The organism is Pseudomonas sp. AC193 (genome assembly GCF_979258075.1).
Map to the genome: position 1 here is coordinate 1,007,635 of NZ_OZ409832.1, position 14,593 is coordinate 1,022,227.

General features: G+C 59.3%; 13 protein-coding genes. 7 read left to right on the top strand and 6 right to left on the bottom strand.

Going from position 1 to position 14,593, the window contains the following annotated elements; translation table 11 throughout:
- Positions 1 to 50: 50 nt before the first annotated feature.
- Positions 51 to 1,445: a class II fumarate hydratase gene (locus tag ACZZ0D_RS04800; RefSeq protein WP_463552568.1), complete on the bottom strand. Its 1,395-nt coding sequence runs from the start codon at positions 1,443 to 1,445 to the stop codon at positions 51 to 53.
- Positions 1,446 to 1,639: 194 nt separating this feature from the next.
- Between ACZZ0D_RS04800 and ACZZ0D_RS04805 the strand changes: the two genes are divergently transcribed.
- The 7 genes from ACZZ0D_RS04805 to ACZZ0D_RS04835 all read left to right on the top strand — a co-directional run bounded on the left by ACZZ0D_RS04805 (position 1,640) and on the right by ACZZ0D_RS04835 (position 9,561).
- Entirely contained in the window at positions 1,640 to 2,161 is a 522-nt protein-coding gene (locus ACZZ0D_RS04805) for a DUF2059 domain-containing protein (protein ID WP_053122485.1), read from the top strand.
- A gap of 12 nt (positions 2,162 to 2,173) precedes the next feature.
- Entirely contained in the window at positions 2,174 to 2,473 is a 300-nt protein-coding gene (locus ACZZ0D_RS04810) for a BolA family protein (protein WP_008079766.1), read from the top strand.
- A 296-nt stretch (positions 2,474 to 2,769) separates the two neighbouring features.
- Positions 2,770 to 3,711: an oxygen-dependent tRNA uridine(34) hydroxylase TrhO gene (trhO, locus tag ACZZ0D_RS04815; RefSeq protein ID WP_053122483.1), complete on the top strand. Its 942-nt coding sequence runs from the start codon at positions 2,770 to 2,772 to the stop codon at positions 3,709 to 3,711.
- A gap of 35 nt (positions 3,712 to 3,746) precedes the next feature.
- Entirely contained in the window at positions 3,747 to 4,349 is a 603-nt protein-coding gene (locus tag ACZZ0D_RS04820; protein WP_172680145.1) for a DsbA family protein, read from the top strand.
- The gene (locus ACZZ0D_RS04825; RefSeq protein WP_400649829.1) at positions 4,342 to 6,159 is read left to right on the top strand and encodes an ABC transporter ATP-binding protein; all 1,818 of its coding nucleotides are present in this window, start codon (positions 4,342 to 4,344) and stop codon (positions 6,157 to 6,159) included. Before ACZZ0D_RS04820 ends, ACZZ0D_RS04825 begins: the two co-directional genes overlap by 8 nt.
- 101 nt (positions 6,160 to 6,260) lie before the next feature.
- Positions 6,261 to 8,720, top strand: coding sequence for an EAL domain-containing protein (locus tag ACZZ0D_RS04830; protein ID WP_463552569.1), 2,460 nt, complete (start codon positions 6,261 to 6,263; stop codon positions 8,718 to 8,720).
- Between the two features lie 79 nt (positions 8,721 to 8,799).
- Entirely contained in the window at positions 8,800 to 9,561 is a 762-nt protein-coding gene (locus tag ACZZ0D_RS04835) for a TenA family transcriptional regulator (RefSeq protein ID WP_218959131.1), read from the top strand.
- A gap of 119 nt (positions 9,562 to 9,680) precedes the next feature.
- Here the strand turns inward: ACZZ0D_RS04835 and ACZZ0D_RS04840 are convergent, their stop codons facing one another.
- The 5 genes from ACZZ0D_RS04840 to ACZZ0D_RS04860 all read right to left on the bottom strand — a co-directional run bounded on the left by ACZZ0D_RS04840 (position 9,681) and on the right by ACZZ0D_RS04860 (position 14,582).
- The gene (locus tag ACZZ0D_RS04840; RefSeq protein ID WP_463552570.1) at positions 9,681 to 10,607 is read right to left on the bottom strand and encodes a GGDEF domain-containing protein; all 927 of its coding nucleotides are present in this window, start codon (positions 10,605 to 10,607) and stop codon (positions 9,681 to 9,683) included.
- Between the two features lie 360 nt (positions 10,608 to 10,967).
- Positions 10,968 to 11,708 carry a YciK family oxidoreductase gene (locus ACZZ0D_RS04845; protein WP_400753361.1) on the bottom strand — a complete coding sequence of 247 codons (741 nt, stop codon included), beginning with the start codon at positions 11,706 to 11,708 and terminating at the stop codon, positions 10,968 to 10,970.
- Positions 11,709 to 11,816: 108 nt separating this feature from the next.
- Positions 11,817 to 12,488: an N-acetylmuramic acid 6-phosphate phosphatase MupP gene (mupP, locus tag ACZZ0D_RS04850; RefSeq protein WP_038364376.1), complete on the bottom strand. Its 672-nt coding sequence runs from the start codon at positions 12,486 to 12,488 to the stop codon at positions 11,817 to 11,819.
- Positions 12,489 to 12,492: 4 nt separating this feature from the next.
- Complete coding sequence (gene ubiG / locus ACZZ0D_RS04855; RefSeq protein ID WP_463552571.1) at positions 12,493 to 13,191, bottom strand: bifunctional 2-polyprenyl-6-hydroxyphenol methylase/3-demethylubiquinol 3-O-methyltransferase UbiG; 699 nt, start codon at positions 13,189 to 13,191, stop codon at positions 12,493 to 12,495.
- Between the two features lie 56 nt (positions 13,192 to 13,247).
- Positions 13,248 to 14,582 carry a TRZ/ATZ family hydrolase gene (locus tag ACZZ0D_RS04860; RefSeq protein ID WP_463552572.1) on the bottom strand — a complete coding sequence of 445 codons (1,335 nt, stop codon included), beginning with the start codon at positions 14,580 to 14,582 and terminating at the stop codon, positions 13,248 to 13,250.
- Between the last annotated feature and the right edge of the window lie 11 nt (positions 14,583 to 14,593).

Sequence of the window (14,593 nt, forward strand, 5' to 3'; positions counted from 1 at the left end):
CTGTGGGAGCGGGCTTGCTCGCGAAGACGGACTGGCAGGCGCTACAAACCTCAGCCCTTGGCCCCAGCCTCAATCATATTCTCCGGCCGCACCCACGCATCAAACTCTTCATCGGTCAGATAGCCCAACGCCAACGCCGCCTCACGCAACGTCAGCCCCTCGCTGTAAGCCTTCTTTGCGATCTCTGCCGACTTGTCATAACCAATGTGCGGATTCAGCGCCGTCACCAGCATCAACCCACGCTCCAGATGCCGCGCCATGACTTCCGCATCCGGCTCCAGCCCGGCAATGCAGTGCTGCTGGAAGTTGCTGCAGCCGTCGCCGAGCAGGCGGATCGATTGCAGCAGATTGTGGATGATCACCGGTTTGTACACGTTCAACTGCAAGTGGCCCTGACTGGCGGCGATGCCGATCGTCACGTCGTTGCCCAGCACCTGACAGGCGAGCATCGACAGCGCTTCGCATTGGGTCGGGTTAACCTTGCCCGGCATGATCGAGCTACCCGGCTCGTTGGCCGGAAGGCGCACTTCGGCAAAACCTGCGCGCGGGCCGGAGCCAAGCAGACGCAAGTCGTTGGCGATTTTCATCAGCGCCACGGCGAGGGTTTTCAGCGCACCGGAGAGGCTGGTCAGCGGTTCGTGGCCGGCGAGGGCGGCGAACTTGTTCGGCGCGGTGACGAATGGCAGACCCGACAGCGCCGCCAGTTCGGCGGCAATCGCTTCACCGAAACCGTGCGGCGAGTTCAGCCCGGTGCCGACGGCGGTACCGCCCTGTGCCAGTTCACACACCGCTGGCAGCGCGGCACGGATCGCCCGTTCGGCGTAATCCAGTTGCGCGATAAAACCGGACAATTCCTGACCGAAGGTGATCGGCGTCGCGTCCATCATGTGCGTGCGCCCGGTTTTCACCAGTTTCATATGGCGCGCGGCGAGTTCGGCGAGGCCTCCGGACAGCTCAGCAATCGCCGGCAGCAGTTGTTCCTGCACGGCTTGCGCAGTGGCGATGCTCATGGCAGTGGGGAAACAGTCGTTGGAGCTTTGCGAGCGGTTGACGTGGTCGTTCGGGTGCACCGGGGTTTTGCCGCCGCGCGGATTGCCGGCCAGTTCGTTGGCGCGACCGGCGATCACCTCGTTGACGTTCATGTTGCTCTGGGTACCGCTACCGGTCTGCCAAACGACGAGCGGAAACTGGTCGTCATGCTGGCCGTCGAGGACTTCGTCAACGGCCTGTTCGATCAGGCGGGCGATGTCGGCGGGCAGGTCGCCGTTGCGGTCGTTGACCCGTGCCGCGGCTTTCTTGATCAGGGCCAGGGCGTGCAGTACCGGCAGCGGCATGCGTTCCTGACCGATGGCGAAGTTGATCAGCGAGCGTTGCGTCTGAGCCCCCCAGTAAGCATCGTCCGGGACGTCAATCTGGCCCAGGCTGTCGGTTTCGATACGGCTCATCGTGCACACTCCTGTTGGTCTGTTTGCGCAGTTTAGGCCGGGTTCGGCCCGGGTGGTTCCATCGAATCGATTGTTGACCGGTAAAACCCCGCCAATCAAGCGCGGCAAGGCTTGGGGGGTTGAGCCGCAGCGATTTTTAGGCGCAGAATGGTCGCCCTTGGGGTTTTACCTCGCTTTGCTTAAAAGGAAACTCGATGACTCGTCTTCGTGCCATCTGTACCGCGGTTGCACTGGTTTGCGCCAGCGGCCAGGTGCTTGCCGATACCGCCAGCCACAACGCCAGTGCCGAAGCTTTCCTGACACTGGCCCACGCTGACAAACTGGGCACTCCGGTGTACATGCAAGTGCAGCAAATGTTCGCTCAGCGCTTTGAGCAGACCAAAGCCCCCGAAGCTAAAAAAGCCGTGCTGGAAACCTACCAGGCCAAGGCCAACGCCGCGCTGGATCAGGCCATTGGCTGGAACAAGCTGAAGCCGGACATGGTCAAGCTGTACACCACCAACTTCAGCGAATCCGAGCTGAAAGACCTGGTCGCGTTCTACCAGTCGCCACTGGGTAAAAAAGTCCTGGAAAAAATGCCGCAGCTGACTCAGCAATCGGCCCAGATGACCCAGGCCAAACTGGAAAGCGCGGTACCGGTAGTCAACAAGCTGCTGGAAGACATGACCAACGAGCTGGCCCCGAAAGGCGCTGCTCCGGCCAAGAAAAAGCCGTAAGCGGAGTTCGTGATGAGCATGCAACAACGCATCGAATCTACGCTGGGCCTGTTACAGCCTGAGCATCTGCAAGTGCTGGATGAAAGCCACATGCACAGTCGCGGGTTACAGACCCACTTCAAGGCAGTGGTGGTCAGCGCGCAGTTCGAAGGCCTGAACCGGGTCAAGCGCCACCAGAAAGTCTACGGCACGCTCGGCGAGCTGATGGGCGAGTTCCATGCGTTGGCGCTGCACACCTACACCCCGCAGGAATGGGCAGAGACCGGCGCCGCCCCGGCGTCGCCGACCTGTGCCGGCGGAAGCAAACACTGATTTTGGATGTGGCTGGATTTTTGTGGCGAGGGGATTTATCCCCGTTGGGTTGCGAAGCAGCCCCAAAAGCCACAGAACCCAATCTCCCTGAAAGACCGCATTCTCAGGGTTTGGGGCCGCTTCGCAGCCCATCGGGGATAAATCCCCTCGCCACAGGTTTTGTGTTGTCACAGAAAGCTCAGTACATCCAAAACACATCGTGTTTTTGCTAGAATCCGCAACGCGCCGCTCACCCGGCGCGTTTTTTTTTGAATCCGGTTCACCCTTTGCGAGGGTAGCCACCTGGAGAAATACCCATGACACAACCGATTGTCGTGGCGGCACTGTATAAGTTCGTCACCCTCGAAGATTACGTCAACCTGCGCGAGCCCCTGCTGCAAGCGATGGTCGACAACCAGATCAAAGGCACCCTGCTGATCGCCGAAGAAGGCATCAACGGCACGGTGTCCGGCACTCGCGAAGGCATCGACGGCCTGCTCGCCTGGCTCAAGAACGACCCACGCATGATCGACATCGATCACAAAGAGTCGTACTGCGACGAGCAGCCGTTCTATCGCACCAAAGTCAAACTGAAGAAAGAGATCGTCACCCTCGGTGTCGAAGGCGTCGATCCGAACAAAAAGGTCGGCACCTACGTTGATCCGCAAGACTGGAACGCGTTGATCAGCGACCCTGAAGTGCTGTTGATCGATACGCGCAATGATTACGAAGTGTCGATCGGCACCTTCGAAGGCGCCATTGATCCGAAAACCACCAGTTTTCGCGAATTCCCTGACTACATCAAAGAACACTTCAACCCGGCCGTGCACAAGAAAGTCGCGATGTTCTGCACCGGCGGTATTCGCTGCGAGAAAGCCTCGAGCTACATGCTCAGCGAGGGCTACGAAGAGGTTTACCACCTCAAGGGTGGCATTCTGAAGTACCTCGAAGAGGTGCCGCAGGAAGAAACCAAGTGGCAGGGTGACTGCTTCGTGTTCGACAACCGCGTGACCGTGCGCCACGACCTCAGCGAAGGCGACTACGATCAATGTCATGCCTGCCGCACACCGGTCAGCGTTGAAGATCGCGCCAGCGAGCATTACGTCGCCGGCATCAGTTGCCCGCATTGCTGGGACAAGCTGAGCGAGAAGACCCGCCGCAGCGCCATCGATCGACAGAAGCAGATCGAACTGGCCAAGGCGCGCAACCAGCCGCACCCGATCGGCTACAACTATAAGCAAGCATCCACCGAGGCTTAATCATGTCTGCACGCCTGCTCTATGTGATGGACCCGATGTGTTCGTGGTGCTGGGGTTTTGCTCCAGTGGCCAAGGCATTGGTGGAGCAGGCGCAGGCAGCCGGGGTCGAGCTGCATCTGGTGGTCGGCGGTTTGCGCACCGGCAGCGGCTCGGCGTTGGAGCCGACCACGCGGCGCTACATTCTTGAGCACTGGCAAGCGGTCACCGAAGCTACTGGCCAGCCGTTCAGATTCGACGGCGCGTTGCCCGACGGTTTTGTTTACGACACAGAGCCGGCCTGTCGCGCGATCGTCACCGCGCGCAGCCTGGCGCCGGATTGCGCGTGGACACTGGTCGGACTGATCCAGCAGGCCTTCTACGCCGAAGGTCGTGATGTCACCCAAGCCAGCGTGCTGGTGGAACTGGCCGAGCAGGCCGGCGTGCCGCGTATCGAATTCGCTGCGCTGTTCGACCGTGCCGATCAGCACGAAGCCACGTTGGCCGATTTCAATTGGGTGCAGGATCTCGGCATCGCCGGGTTCCCGACCTTGCTCGCCGAGCGTAACGGTCAACTGGCGCTGCTGACCAATGGCTATCAACCGCTCAGCGAACTGTCGCCGTTGCTCGGCCGCTGGCTGGAGCGCGCTGCCTGTGCATGATCCGGCCGATGACACGCCAGCCGTAAAGCGTGTCGACCGGCTAAGCTGGGCAGAAGTCCGGCGATTGGCTCTCACACACAAAAAATCCCTGTGGATCGCTAACGGCGTGGCTGTTCTGGCGACGCTGTGCAGCGTGCCGATTCCGCTGCTGCTGCCGTTGCTCGTCGACGAAGTGCTGCTCGGCCACGGCGATGCTGCGCTGAAAGTCATGAACCATGTGTTGCCCAGCATGTGGCAGCAAGCGGCAGGCTACATCGGCCTGATGCTGGTGGTGACGCTGACGCTGCGTTGCAGCTCGCTGTGTTTTGGTGTGTTGCAGTCGCGGCTGTTTGCGCGACTGGCCAAGGACATCGTTTACCGCATCCGCGTGCGCCTGATCGAGCGCCTCAAACGGATTTCCCTCGGCGAATACGAAAGTCTGGGCAGCGGCACGGTGACCACGCACCTGGTCACCGATCTCGATACCCTCGACAAATTCGTCGGCGAAACCCTCAGCCGTTTTCTCGTGGCGATGCTGACCCTGGTCGGCACCGCGAGCATCCTCATGTGGATGCACTGGAAGCTGGCGCTGCTGATTTTGCTGTTCAACCCGCTGGTGATTTACGCCACGGTGCAGTTGGGCAAACGCGTCAAACACCTGAAGAAACTCGAGAACGACAGCACCGCGCGCTTCACTCAGGCGCTGAGCGAAACCCTCGATGCGATTCAGGAAATTCGCGCCGGCAACCGGCAGGGGTTTTTCCTCGGCAGGCTCGGCTTGCGCGCGCAGGAAGTGCGCAATTACGCGGTCAACTCGCAATGGAAAACTGACGCCTCGAACCGCGCCAGTGGTTTGTTGTTTCAGTTCGGTATCGATATTTTCCGTGCGGCGGCGATGCTCACCGTGCTGTTCTCCGACCTGTCGATCGGTCAGATGCTCGCGGTGTTCAGTTACCTGTGGTTCATGATCGGCCCGGTCGAACAACTGCTCAATCTGCAATACGCCTATTACGCGGCGGGTGGCGCGCTGACGCGCATCAACGAGCTGCTGGCGCGGGCCGACGAGCCGCAATATCCCGGCGGCGTCGATCCGTTCAAGGGCCGCGACACCGTCGGTATTCAGGTGCAAGGGTTGAGCTTCGGTTACGGCGATGAACTGGTGCTCGATCAGCTCGATCTGTCGATTGCCCCCGGTGAGAAAGTCGCCATCGTTGGTGCCAGTGGCGGCGGCAAAAGTACTCTCGTGCAATTGCTGCTCGGGTTGTACACGCCGCTGTCCGGCACCATTCGTTTCGGCGGTTCGACCCAGCAGGAAATCGGCCTCGACACCGTTCGCGAGAACGTCGCGGTGGTGTTGCAACACCCGGCGCTGTTCAACGATACCGTGCGCGCCAACCTGACCATGGGTCGCACGCGCGACGACGAAGCCTGTTGGCAGGCGCTGGAAATCGCCCAGCTCGAAGCAACCATCCGCGCCTTGCCCGATGGCCTCGACAGCATCGTCGGCCGCTCCGGCGTGCGCCTCTCTGGTGGTCAGCGCCAACGTTTGGCAATTGCGCGGATGATCCTCGCCGAACCAAAAGTGGTGATCCTCGACGAAGCCACCTCGGCCCTCGATGCCGCCACCGAATACAACCTGCATCAGGCCATGGCGCGTTTTCTCAACGGTCGCACCACGCTGATCATTGCCCACCGTTTGTCAGCGGTGAAGCAGGCCGATCGCGTGTTGGTGTTCGATGGCGGGCAAGTGGCTGAAGACGGCGATCATCAACAACTGATCGCCGATGGTGGTTTGTACGCCAAGCTCTACGGGCATTTGCAGCGCCACTGAGTTATCGGCATCCATGCCGCTTGCCGTGAGCCCAAACGCCTCCTAGTCTAGGAAGGTGGTCTGATCGGAAGGGATGATCAGGCAGCCATACAAGGGATCCCATGAAGCAAAAGCGGACGCTCGGAACGCCACGTTTGTTGGGCATCGTCTGGCCTTTCATTGCCGTCGTGTTGTTTCAGGCGTTATTGGGCGGTGTGAGTCTTTATGTCCTGTCGGCCGTGCGTGGTTACGTGGCGGGCGAGAGCCTGTGGTCGAAAGGTCAGAAAGACGCCATTTATTACCTCAACCTGTACGCCGACAGTCGTGACGAGGCGATCTTCCTCAAGTATCAGGATGCCATTGCCGTGCCGCAGGGCGGTCATCAGTTGCGCGTGGCCCTGGATCGTCAGCCGCCGGATCTGGAATCGGCGCGTGAAGGCATTCTCAAGGGTGGCAACCACCCGGATGACGTCTCCAGCCTGATCTGGCTGTACCTCAATTTTCGTCATTTCAGTTATCTGGAAAGGGCGATCGACCGCTGGAAGGTGGGCGATGCCTATCTGGTGGAGCTGGATAACGTGGCTCGCGAGATGCACCACAGCATCACCGAGAACACCGCGTCCGATGCGGATGTTCGCCTCTGGAAAGCGCAGATTTTTGATATCAACGACGGCGTGACGCCGGCGGCCAAAGCGTTCAGTGATGCTTTGGGTGAAGGTTCGCGGGTGATTCTGCGGCTGTTGCTGTTCACCAACCTCGCCACCGCGCTGGGGTTGATCGTGCTGGCGCTGTTGCGCACACGCAAGTTGCTCAAACAACGCCACGCGTTTGCCGAAGCCCTGCAACTGGAAAAAGATCGTGCGCATGTCACGCTGCATTCGATTGGCGACGGCGTGATCACAACGGATGTCGACGGCGCTATCGACTATATGAACCCGGCTGCCGAGGCACTGACCCACTGGAAAGCCGAGCAGGCTGCCGGCTTGCCGTTGGCGGCATTGTTCAATTTGCTCGATGACAACGCGCAGGCCGAAGGGCTGACGCTGATCGAACATATTCTCAGCGGCCAGCTCAGCGGGGGCAGCGAACACTCCAAACTGATTCAGCGACTCGACGGCAGCACGGTGTCGGTGACGCTGGTCGGCGCGCCAATCCGTAATGCCGGCAAAGTCAGCGGCACGGTGCTGGTGTTGCACGACATGACCCAGGAGCGGCAATACATCGCCAATCTGTCGTGGCAGGCGACCCACGATGCGCTGACCGGGCTGGCCAACCGCCGCGAGTTCGAATATCGCCTGGAGCAAGCCCTGCACAATCTCTCGCGGCAGGGCGGGCGACATGCGCTGATGTTCCTCGATCTTGACCAGTTCAAACTGGTCAACGACACCTGCGGTCACGCGGCGGGCGATGAGTTGTTGCGGCATATCTGCGCGTTGCTGCAATCAGGCCTGCGCGAGGGCGACACCCTGGCGCGGCTGGGTGGTGATGAGTTCGGGATCTTGCTGGAGAACTGCGCGCTGGAGGCAGCGGAGAAGATTGCCGACAGCCTGCGCCAGACCGTGCAGAACCTGCATTTCGTGTGGAAGGGCCGTCCATTTCTGACCACCGTCAGTATCGGCCTGGTGCATGTCGGTCAGACGCCGACCACCCTCGAAGCGTCGCTGCGCGCAGCCGACATGGCCTGCTACATGGCCAAGGAAAAGGGCCGCAATCGGGTGCAGGTCTATCACGCCGACGATTCCGAGCTGTCCCTGCGCTTCGGCGAGATGGCCTGGGTGCAACGCTTGCACATGGCACTGGAGGAAAACCGTTTCTGCCTGTACGCCCAGGAAATCGCCCCGCTGGGCGGCATTCAGGATGGCCGCGCGCACATCGAAATTTTGCTGCGCCTGCATGATGAATCCGGCCGGATGATTCTTCCGGACAGTTTCATTCCGGCCGCTGAACGTTATGGATTGATGAGTCAGTTAGATCGTTGGGTTGTGCAAAACGTATTTAAGGTTATTGCTCAATGTATTGCAGAAGAACATGAAGGCCCGTTGGCGATGTGTGCGATTAATCTGTCAGGCATTACTATAGGAGATGACGCGTTTTTGCACTTCCTGCGGGAACAGTTTGTTAACTATGCCATCCCGCCTGAAATGATTTGTTTTGAAATTACAGAAACCAGTGCTATTTCAAATTTAGGCAGTGCAATACGTTTTATTAATGAACTCAAAGGCTTAGGTTGTTACTTTTCGCTGGATGACTTTTGTGCCGGAATGTCTTCATTCGCTTACTTGAAACATTTACCTGTAGACTTCCTGAAGATCGACGGGAGTTTCGTAAAGGATATGCTGGACGACCCGATTAACCGCGCAATGGTCGAAGTGATCAATCACATCGGGCATGTCATGGGTAAGCAGACAATTGCCGAATTTGTTGAAACAACCCAGATCGAGCAGGCATTGCTTGAGATCGGAGTTGATTACGCTCAGGGTTACATTATTGAGCGTCCGCAATTGTTTACCTGTGACAGTTTGCAAAGTCGGCCCGCCAGACCGCAGCCGCTGTTATTCAAAGCGCCTGGCACGTTCCGTTGAAATCTCTTGCCGATCCTTATAATCACAAATCAAAAGGAGCCGAACAGTGATCGACACATTCAACCGAACCGGACCACTCATGGAAGCTGCAAGTTATCCTGCCTGGGCACAACAGCTCATTGAGGATTGCAGCGAGAGCAAGCGCCGGGTTGTCGAACATGAGTTGTATCTGCGCATGCGTGATAACAAGCTCAGCGCAAAAACCATGCGTCAGTACCTTGTCGGGGGCTGGCCGGTAGTTGAGCAGTTCGCGTTGTACATGGCGCAGAACCTGACCAAAACCAAGTTTGCCCGGCATCCGGGTGAAGACATGGCGCGGCGCTGGTTGATGCGCAATATCCGCGTTGAACTCAACCACGCCGATTATTGGGTGCACTGGAGTCGCGCGCACGGTGTCAGTCTCGAAGACCTGCAAGCACAACAAGTGCCGCCGGAATTGCATGCCTTGAGTCATTGGTGCTGGCACACCAGTTCCGCCGATTCGCTGATCGTGGCCATTGCCGCCACTAACTATGCAATTGAAGGCGCAACGGGTGAGTGGTCGGCGGTGGTGTGCTCCACGGGCGTCTACGCCGCCGCGTTCCCGGAAGAGGATCGCAAGCGCGCGATGAAGTGGCTGAAGATGCATGCGCAGTACGATGATGCGCATCCATGGGAAGCGCTGGAGATCATCTGCACTTTGGCGGGGATGAACCCAAGCAAGGCCTTGCAGACCGAGCTGCGTCAGGCGGTGTGCAAGAGCTACGACTATATGTACCTGTTCCTCGAACGGTGCATGCAACTGGAGACGTCCGAGCGTTTGCTTGTAAGCCGTGAGCGCAGGGCTGTAGTTACGCAATAAAAAATGTGGGAGCGGGCTTGCTCGCGAAAGCGGTGTGTCAGTCAACTGATTTGCTGACTGACACTATGCCTTCGCGAGCAAGCCCGCTCCCACAGTTGTTTTGTGGTGTATGGGAGGGCTTAACCCGCCATTGCCAAACGGTTACGACCTTCGCGCTTGGCCACATACAGCGCACTGTCCGCGCGGCGCAACAGGCTCTCCGCCGATTCCCCCGGCAGCAGCGTCGAGCAGCCCAGACTCACCGTCAACTCGATCAACTGGCCATCCGCGTAATACTCGGCAGCCTGCGCCGCATAACGCAGTCGCTCGCCAACCATCGCCGCCGCCTCGCGGCTGGTGTTCGACAGCAGAATCAAAAACTCTTCACCGCCATAGCGAAAGACCATGTCGACGTTGCGCAACTGACCCTTGATCGACGCCGCCACGGCTTTGAGCACGTCATCACCGGCGCTGTGCCCATGGCTGTCGTTGACGCGTTTGAAGTGGTCGATATCCAGCATCAACACAGACAGTGGCTGCCCGTGCCGGCGCGACATGTCGATCTCGCGTTGCAGGGTCTGCTCCATGGCAATGCGGTTGCCGGCGCCGGTCAGCGGATCACGCAGAGCACTTTGCGTCGCGGCGCGGTAGAGCAGGGCGTTGCGCATCGGGTACAGCAGCGACGACAGCAGTGATTCGAGGTTGCCCTGATCCTGTTCGTTGAAACGCTGATTGCGGCGGAACACCAGTTCGCCCATGTGCTCGCCTTCGTGGCTCAAGCTGTAGCTGACCGAATGGTGACCGCGAGCGCCGAACTCCAGCCGCAGATCGCTGCCCTGATGCACGTAACTCAAGGCGTCCAGCGGCACGATGCGTTGAACCTCACGGAAAAACAGCCCGAGGATACGTTGCGGTTCAAGACTGGTTTGCAGTTGCAGGCTCAGTTGCTGGCGCAGCTGCGCAAGACTGGTCGGTCGCTCCAGCAAGGGAGGCAGTTGACCGAAGCCCAGGCGTTGCAATTTGGCGCTGTCGAAGTCAATTGCATTGGTCTGGGAGGGTGATTTCATATGGCGTGAACCCTTAGCAGTAAGTCTGTCTTACAGGCTGGGTGAGAGCGGCTATGGGCTGCGCGTCATACTGATCCATCAGTCCCGTAGGACGTTTGGCGTAAGTTTAGTCTGCCTGATGACGATTAGTAAGCTATCGAAATCGGCCTCGCCCCATTGCCTTCACGCGGCTTGCTTTGAGGAAAATTAGAGCGAAAGTCGTGCCATTCGGTTCATATTTGTTAAAACCGTTTTTATTCAATGGCTTGCGAGCTTGCAGGGAAAATTCGCGCTGGATAATTGACTAAATTGTGACGGCCGCGAGCGGCAAATGTTGGCCGCGACGGGAATCCGCCGCGGCAACAAAGCCGACGTATGGCACTACTGAGCGTTGAAAGCCTGGCCGTTGATGCCGGTGCTGTCCGGGCCCATCAGATACAGATAGACCGGCATGATCTCCTCTGGCGTCGGGTTGTTCAGCGGATTTTCCCCCGGATATGCCTGAGCACGCATGCTGGTGCGAGTGGCGCCGGGGTTGATGCTGTTGGAGCGCACCGGCGCCACGGTTTCAACTTCGTCGGCGAGGGTTTGCATCAAACCTTCGGTGGCAAACTTCGACACGCCATAAGCGCCCCAATAGGCGCGGCCCTTACGACCGACGCTGCTGGAGGTAAAGACAACAGAAGCATCCTGCGACAGCTTGAGCAGCGGCAGCAGGGTGCTGGTCAGCATGAACATGGCATTGACGTTGATCTGCATGACGCGCATGAAATTCTCGCCGGACAACTGCTCGATCGGCGTGCGCGGGCCGATGATCGAGGCGTTGTGCAGCAGGCCGTCGAGGTGGCCGAATTCAGCTTCGATCATCGCTGCCAGTTCATCGTACTGATGGGGCAGGGCGGTTTCGAGGTTGAACGGAATCACCGCCGGCTGCGGATGGCCCGCCGCTTCGATCTCGTCGTAGACCTGCGTCAGATTGGCTTCGGTCTTGCCCAGCAGCAACACGGTCGCGCCGTGAGCGGCGTAGGTTTTCGCCGCAGCCGCGCCAATGCCACGACCGGCACCGGTGACCAGAATGACCCGATCCTTGAGCAATTCGGGACGAGCGGAGTAATCAAACATAAAAACCTCACAATCCATTAATAGCTAAAAGATCGCAGCCTGCGGCAGCTCCTACAGGACAGTAAATATCTGTAGGAGCTGCCGCAGGCTGCGATCTTTTGACCTTGATCAGCAACTGCAGAGCGCGCTATCGAGCACCTTGCGCAACTCCGACGGATGATCCACCACCACGTCCGCGCCCCAATGCCGCGGGTTGTCGTCTGGATGGATATAGCCAAACGTCACCGCCGCGGTTTTCGTACCGGCGTCGCGCCCCGATTCGATATCGCGCAGATCATCGCCTACAAACAGAACCGTCGATGGATCCAGATCAAGCATCTTGCACGCGAGGATCAATGGCTCTGGATCCGGCTTGCTGTTTTTCACGTGATCCGGGCAGATCAGTAGCGCCGAACGTTCGGCCAGCCCCAACTGCTGCATGATCGGCTCGGCAAAGCGCAGCGGCTTGTTGGTCACCACGCCCCAGATCAGGTTGGCCTTTTCGATGTCGGCGAGCAATTCGCCCATGCCGTCGAACAGCTTGCTGTGTACGGCGCAGCCGACCAGATAGCGCTCAAGGAACTCAAGGCGCAATTCCTCGAAGCCCGGCGATTCCGGATCCATCGAGAACGTCACCGCGACCATGGCTTTGGCGCCGCCGGAAATCTCGTCGCGAATGTGCTTGTCGTTGATCGGCGGCAGGCCGCGATCGGCGCGCATTGCCTGGCAGATGGCGATGAAGTCCGGCGCCGTGTCGAGCAGGGTGCCGTCCATGTCGAAGAGAACCGCTCTGATGGCCATCGGCTTACTCCTCGCGCAGGGTCTGGATCATGTAGTTGACGTCAACGTCGCTGGCCAGTTTGTAGTGCTTGGTCAGCGGGTTGTAGGTCAGTCCGATGATGTCTTTGACGGTCAGACCGGCCATGCGGCTCCAGGCGCCGAGCTCGGACGGGCGAATGAATTTCTTGAAATCGTGAGTGCCGCGCGGCAGCAACTTCATGAGGTATTCAGCGCCGACGATCGCGAACAGGTACGCCTTCGGGTTGCGGTTGATGGTCGAGAAGAACACCTGGCCGCCCGGTTTGACCATGCGGAAGCAGGCACGGATCACCGAGGATGGATCCGGTACGTGCTCAAGCATTTCAAGGCAGGTCACCACGTCGAACTGCTCAGGCATTTCTTCTGCGAGGTCTTCGGCAGTGATCTGGCGGTATTCGACGTTGACGCCGGATTCCAGCTGATGCAGTTGCGCGACCGCCAGCGGCGCTTCGCCCATGTCGATGCCCATCACGGTGGCGCCATGCTGGGCCATGGCTTCACTGAGGATGCCGCCGCCACAACCGACGTCGAGGACTTTCTTGCCGGCCAGATTGACCCGCTCGTCGATCCAGTTGACGCGCAGCGGGTTGATGTCGTGCAGCGGTTTGAATTCGCTTTCACGATCCCACCAGCGATGGGCCAGGGCTTCGAATTTGGCGATTTCGGCGTGGTCGACGTTGCTCATGTTAAATCCTCTAAAACTTGAAAAAGGCTGTAGCCCCGGTGTGTGTTCCGGGGTTTTTACGATTCTTTGTGGCCGCTGATGCGCTGGCCCCAGGCCCTGGCGGTGGCGCCCAGTTGTGCTTCGTCCAGTCGCGTCAGGCGGCGGTCGTCGAGCAGTTGTTTGCCGGCGACCCACAGATGTTTCACGCAGTCGCGGCCGGTGGCGTATATAAGCTGCGACACCGGGTCATACACGGGTTGCTGGGCCAGACCGGACAGATCGAAAGCGACGATGTCGGCAGCTTTGCTGATTTCCAGAGAGCCGACTTGTGCCTCGATGCCCAGCGCGCGTGCGCCGTTCAGGGTGGCCATGCGCAGCGCGCGATGGGCGTCCAGCGCGGTGGCGGAACCTGCGACGGCTTTCGCCAGCAGCGCAGCGGTGCGGGTTTCTCCGAGCAAATCCAGATCATTGTTGCTCGCCGCGCCATCGGTGCCGACCGCAACGTTCACCCCAGCCTGCCACAAACGCTCGACCGGGCAGAAGCCGCTGGCCAGTTTGAGGTTGGATTCCGGGCAATGGATCACGCTGGTGTTGCTTTCTACCAGCAACGTCAGGTCATCATCGCTGATCTGGGTCATGTGCACGGCCTGGAAGCGCGGGCCGAGCAAGCCGAGACGGCCGAGGCGGGCGAGCGGACGTTCGCCGAGCTTCTCCAATGACTGCTGAACTTCGAACGCGGTTTCGTGCACATGCATATGAATCGATGCGTCGAGCTCCTCGGCGATCACGCGGATTTTTTCCAGATTCTCGTCGCCGACGGTGTACGGTGCATGAGGGCCGAAGGTGATCTTGATGCGTTCGTGATGCTTCAAGTCGCCGAACAATTCGACGCCCTGACGGATGGCTTCATCGGCACTGCTCGCGCCCGGGATCGGGAAATCGAGGATTGGAATGGCGATTTGCGCGCGAATGCCGCTGTTGTGCACGCGCTCGCTGGCGACTTTCGGGAAGAAGTACATGTCCGAGAAGCAGGTAATGCCACCCTTGATTTGCTCGGCGATGGCCAGATCGGTGCCGTCGCGGACGAAATCTTCATCGACCCATTTCGCTTCGGCCGGCCAGATGTGGTTTTCCAGCCAGGTCATCAGCGGCAGATCATCGGCCAGGCCGCGGAACAGCGTCATCGCCGCGTGGCCGTGGGCATTGATCAGGCCGGGGGCGAGCAGCACATCCGGCAACTCGCGGATTTCCGTGGCGTTACACTTCAATGCTTCGGCGCGCGGGCCGATAAACACAATGCGACCGTCGCGGATGCCCAGGCCATGCTCCTTGAGCACAACGCCTGCAGGTTCGACGGGTACCAGCCAGGTCGGCAGCAATAATAAGTCGAGCGCAATGGCAGGTTTCGGCATCGAGGGTCGGT

Excerpts from the sequence above, each read along its gene's own strand:
- ACZZ0D_RS04800 (WP_463552568.1), bottom strand. The coding sequence starts at position 1,445 with ATGAGCCGTATCGAAACCGACAGCCTGGGCCAGATTGACGTCCCGGAC.
- ACZZ0D_RS04805 (WP_053122485.1), top strand. The coding sequence starts at position 1,640 with ATGACTCGTCTTCGTGCCATCTGTACCGCGGTTGCACTGGTTTGCGCC.
- ACZZ0D_RS04810 (WP_008079766.1), top strand. The coding sequence starts at position 2,174 with ATGAGCATGCAACAACGCATCGAATCTACGCTGGGCCTGTTACAGCCT.
- trhO (WP_053122483.1), top strand. The coding sequence starts at position 2,770 with ATGACACAACCGATTGTCGTGGCGGCACTGTATAAGTTCGTCACCCTC.
- ACZZ0D_RS04820 (WP_172680145.1), top strand. The coding sequence starts at position 3,747 with ATGTGTTCGTGGTGCTGGGGTTTTGCTCCAGTGGCCAAGGCATTGGTG.
- ACZZ0D_RS04830 (WP_463552569.1), top strand. The coding sequence starts at position 6,261 with ATGAAGCAAAAGCGGACGCTCGGAACGCCACGTTTGTTGGGCATCGTC.
- ACZZ0D_RS04835 (WP_218959131.1), top strand. The coding sequence starts at position 8,800 with ATGGAAGCTGCAAGTTATCCTGCCTGGGCACAACAGCTCATTGAGGAT.
- ACZZ0D_RS04840 (WP_463552570.1), bottom strand. The coding sequence starts at position 10,607 with ATGAAATCACCCTCCCAGACCAATGCAATTGACTTCGACAGCGCCAAA.
- ACZZ0D_RS04845 (WP_400753361.1), bottom strand. The coding sequence starts at position 11,708 with ATGTTTGATTACTCCGCTCGTCCCGAATTGCTCAAGGATCGGGTCATT.
- mupP (WP_038364376.1), bottom strand. The coding sequence starts at position 12,488 with ATGGCCATCAGAGCGGTTCTCTTCGACATGGACGGCACCCTGCTCGAC.
- ubiG (WP_463552571.1), bottom strand. The coding sequence starts at position 13,191 with ATGAGCAACGTCGACCACGCCGAAATCGCCAAATTCGAAGCCCTGGCC.
- ACZZ0D_RS04860 (WP_463552572.1), bottom strand. The coding sequence starts at position 14,582 with ATGCCGAAACCTGCCATTGCGCTCGACTTATTATTGCTGCCGACCTGG.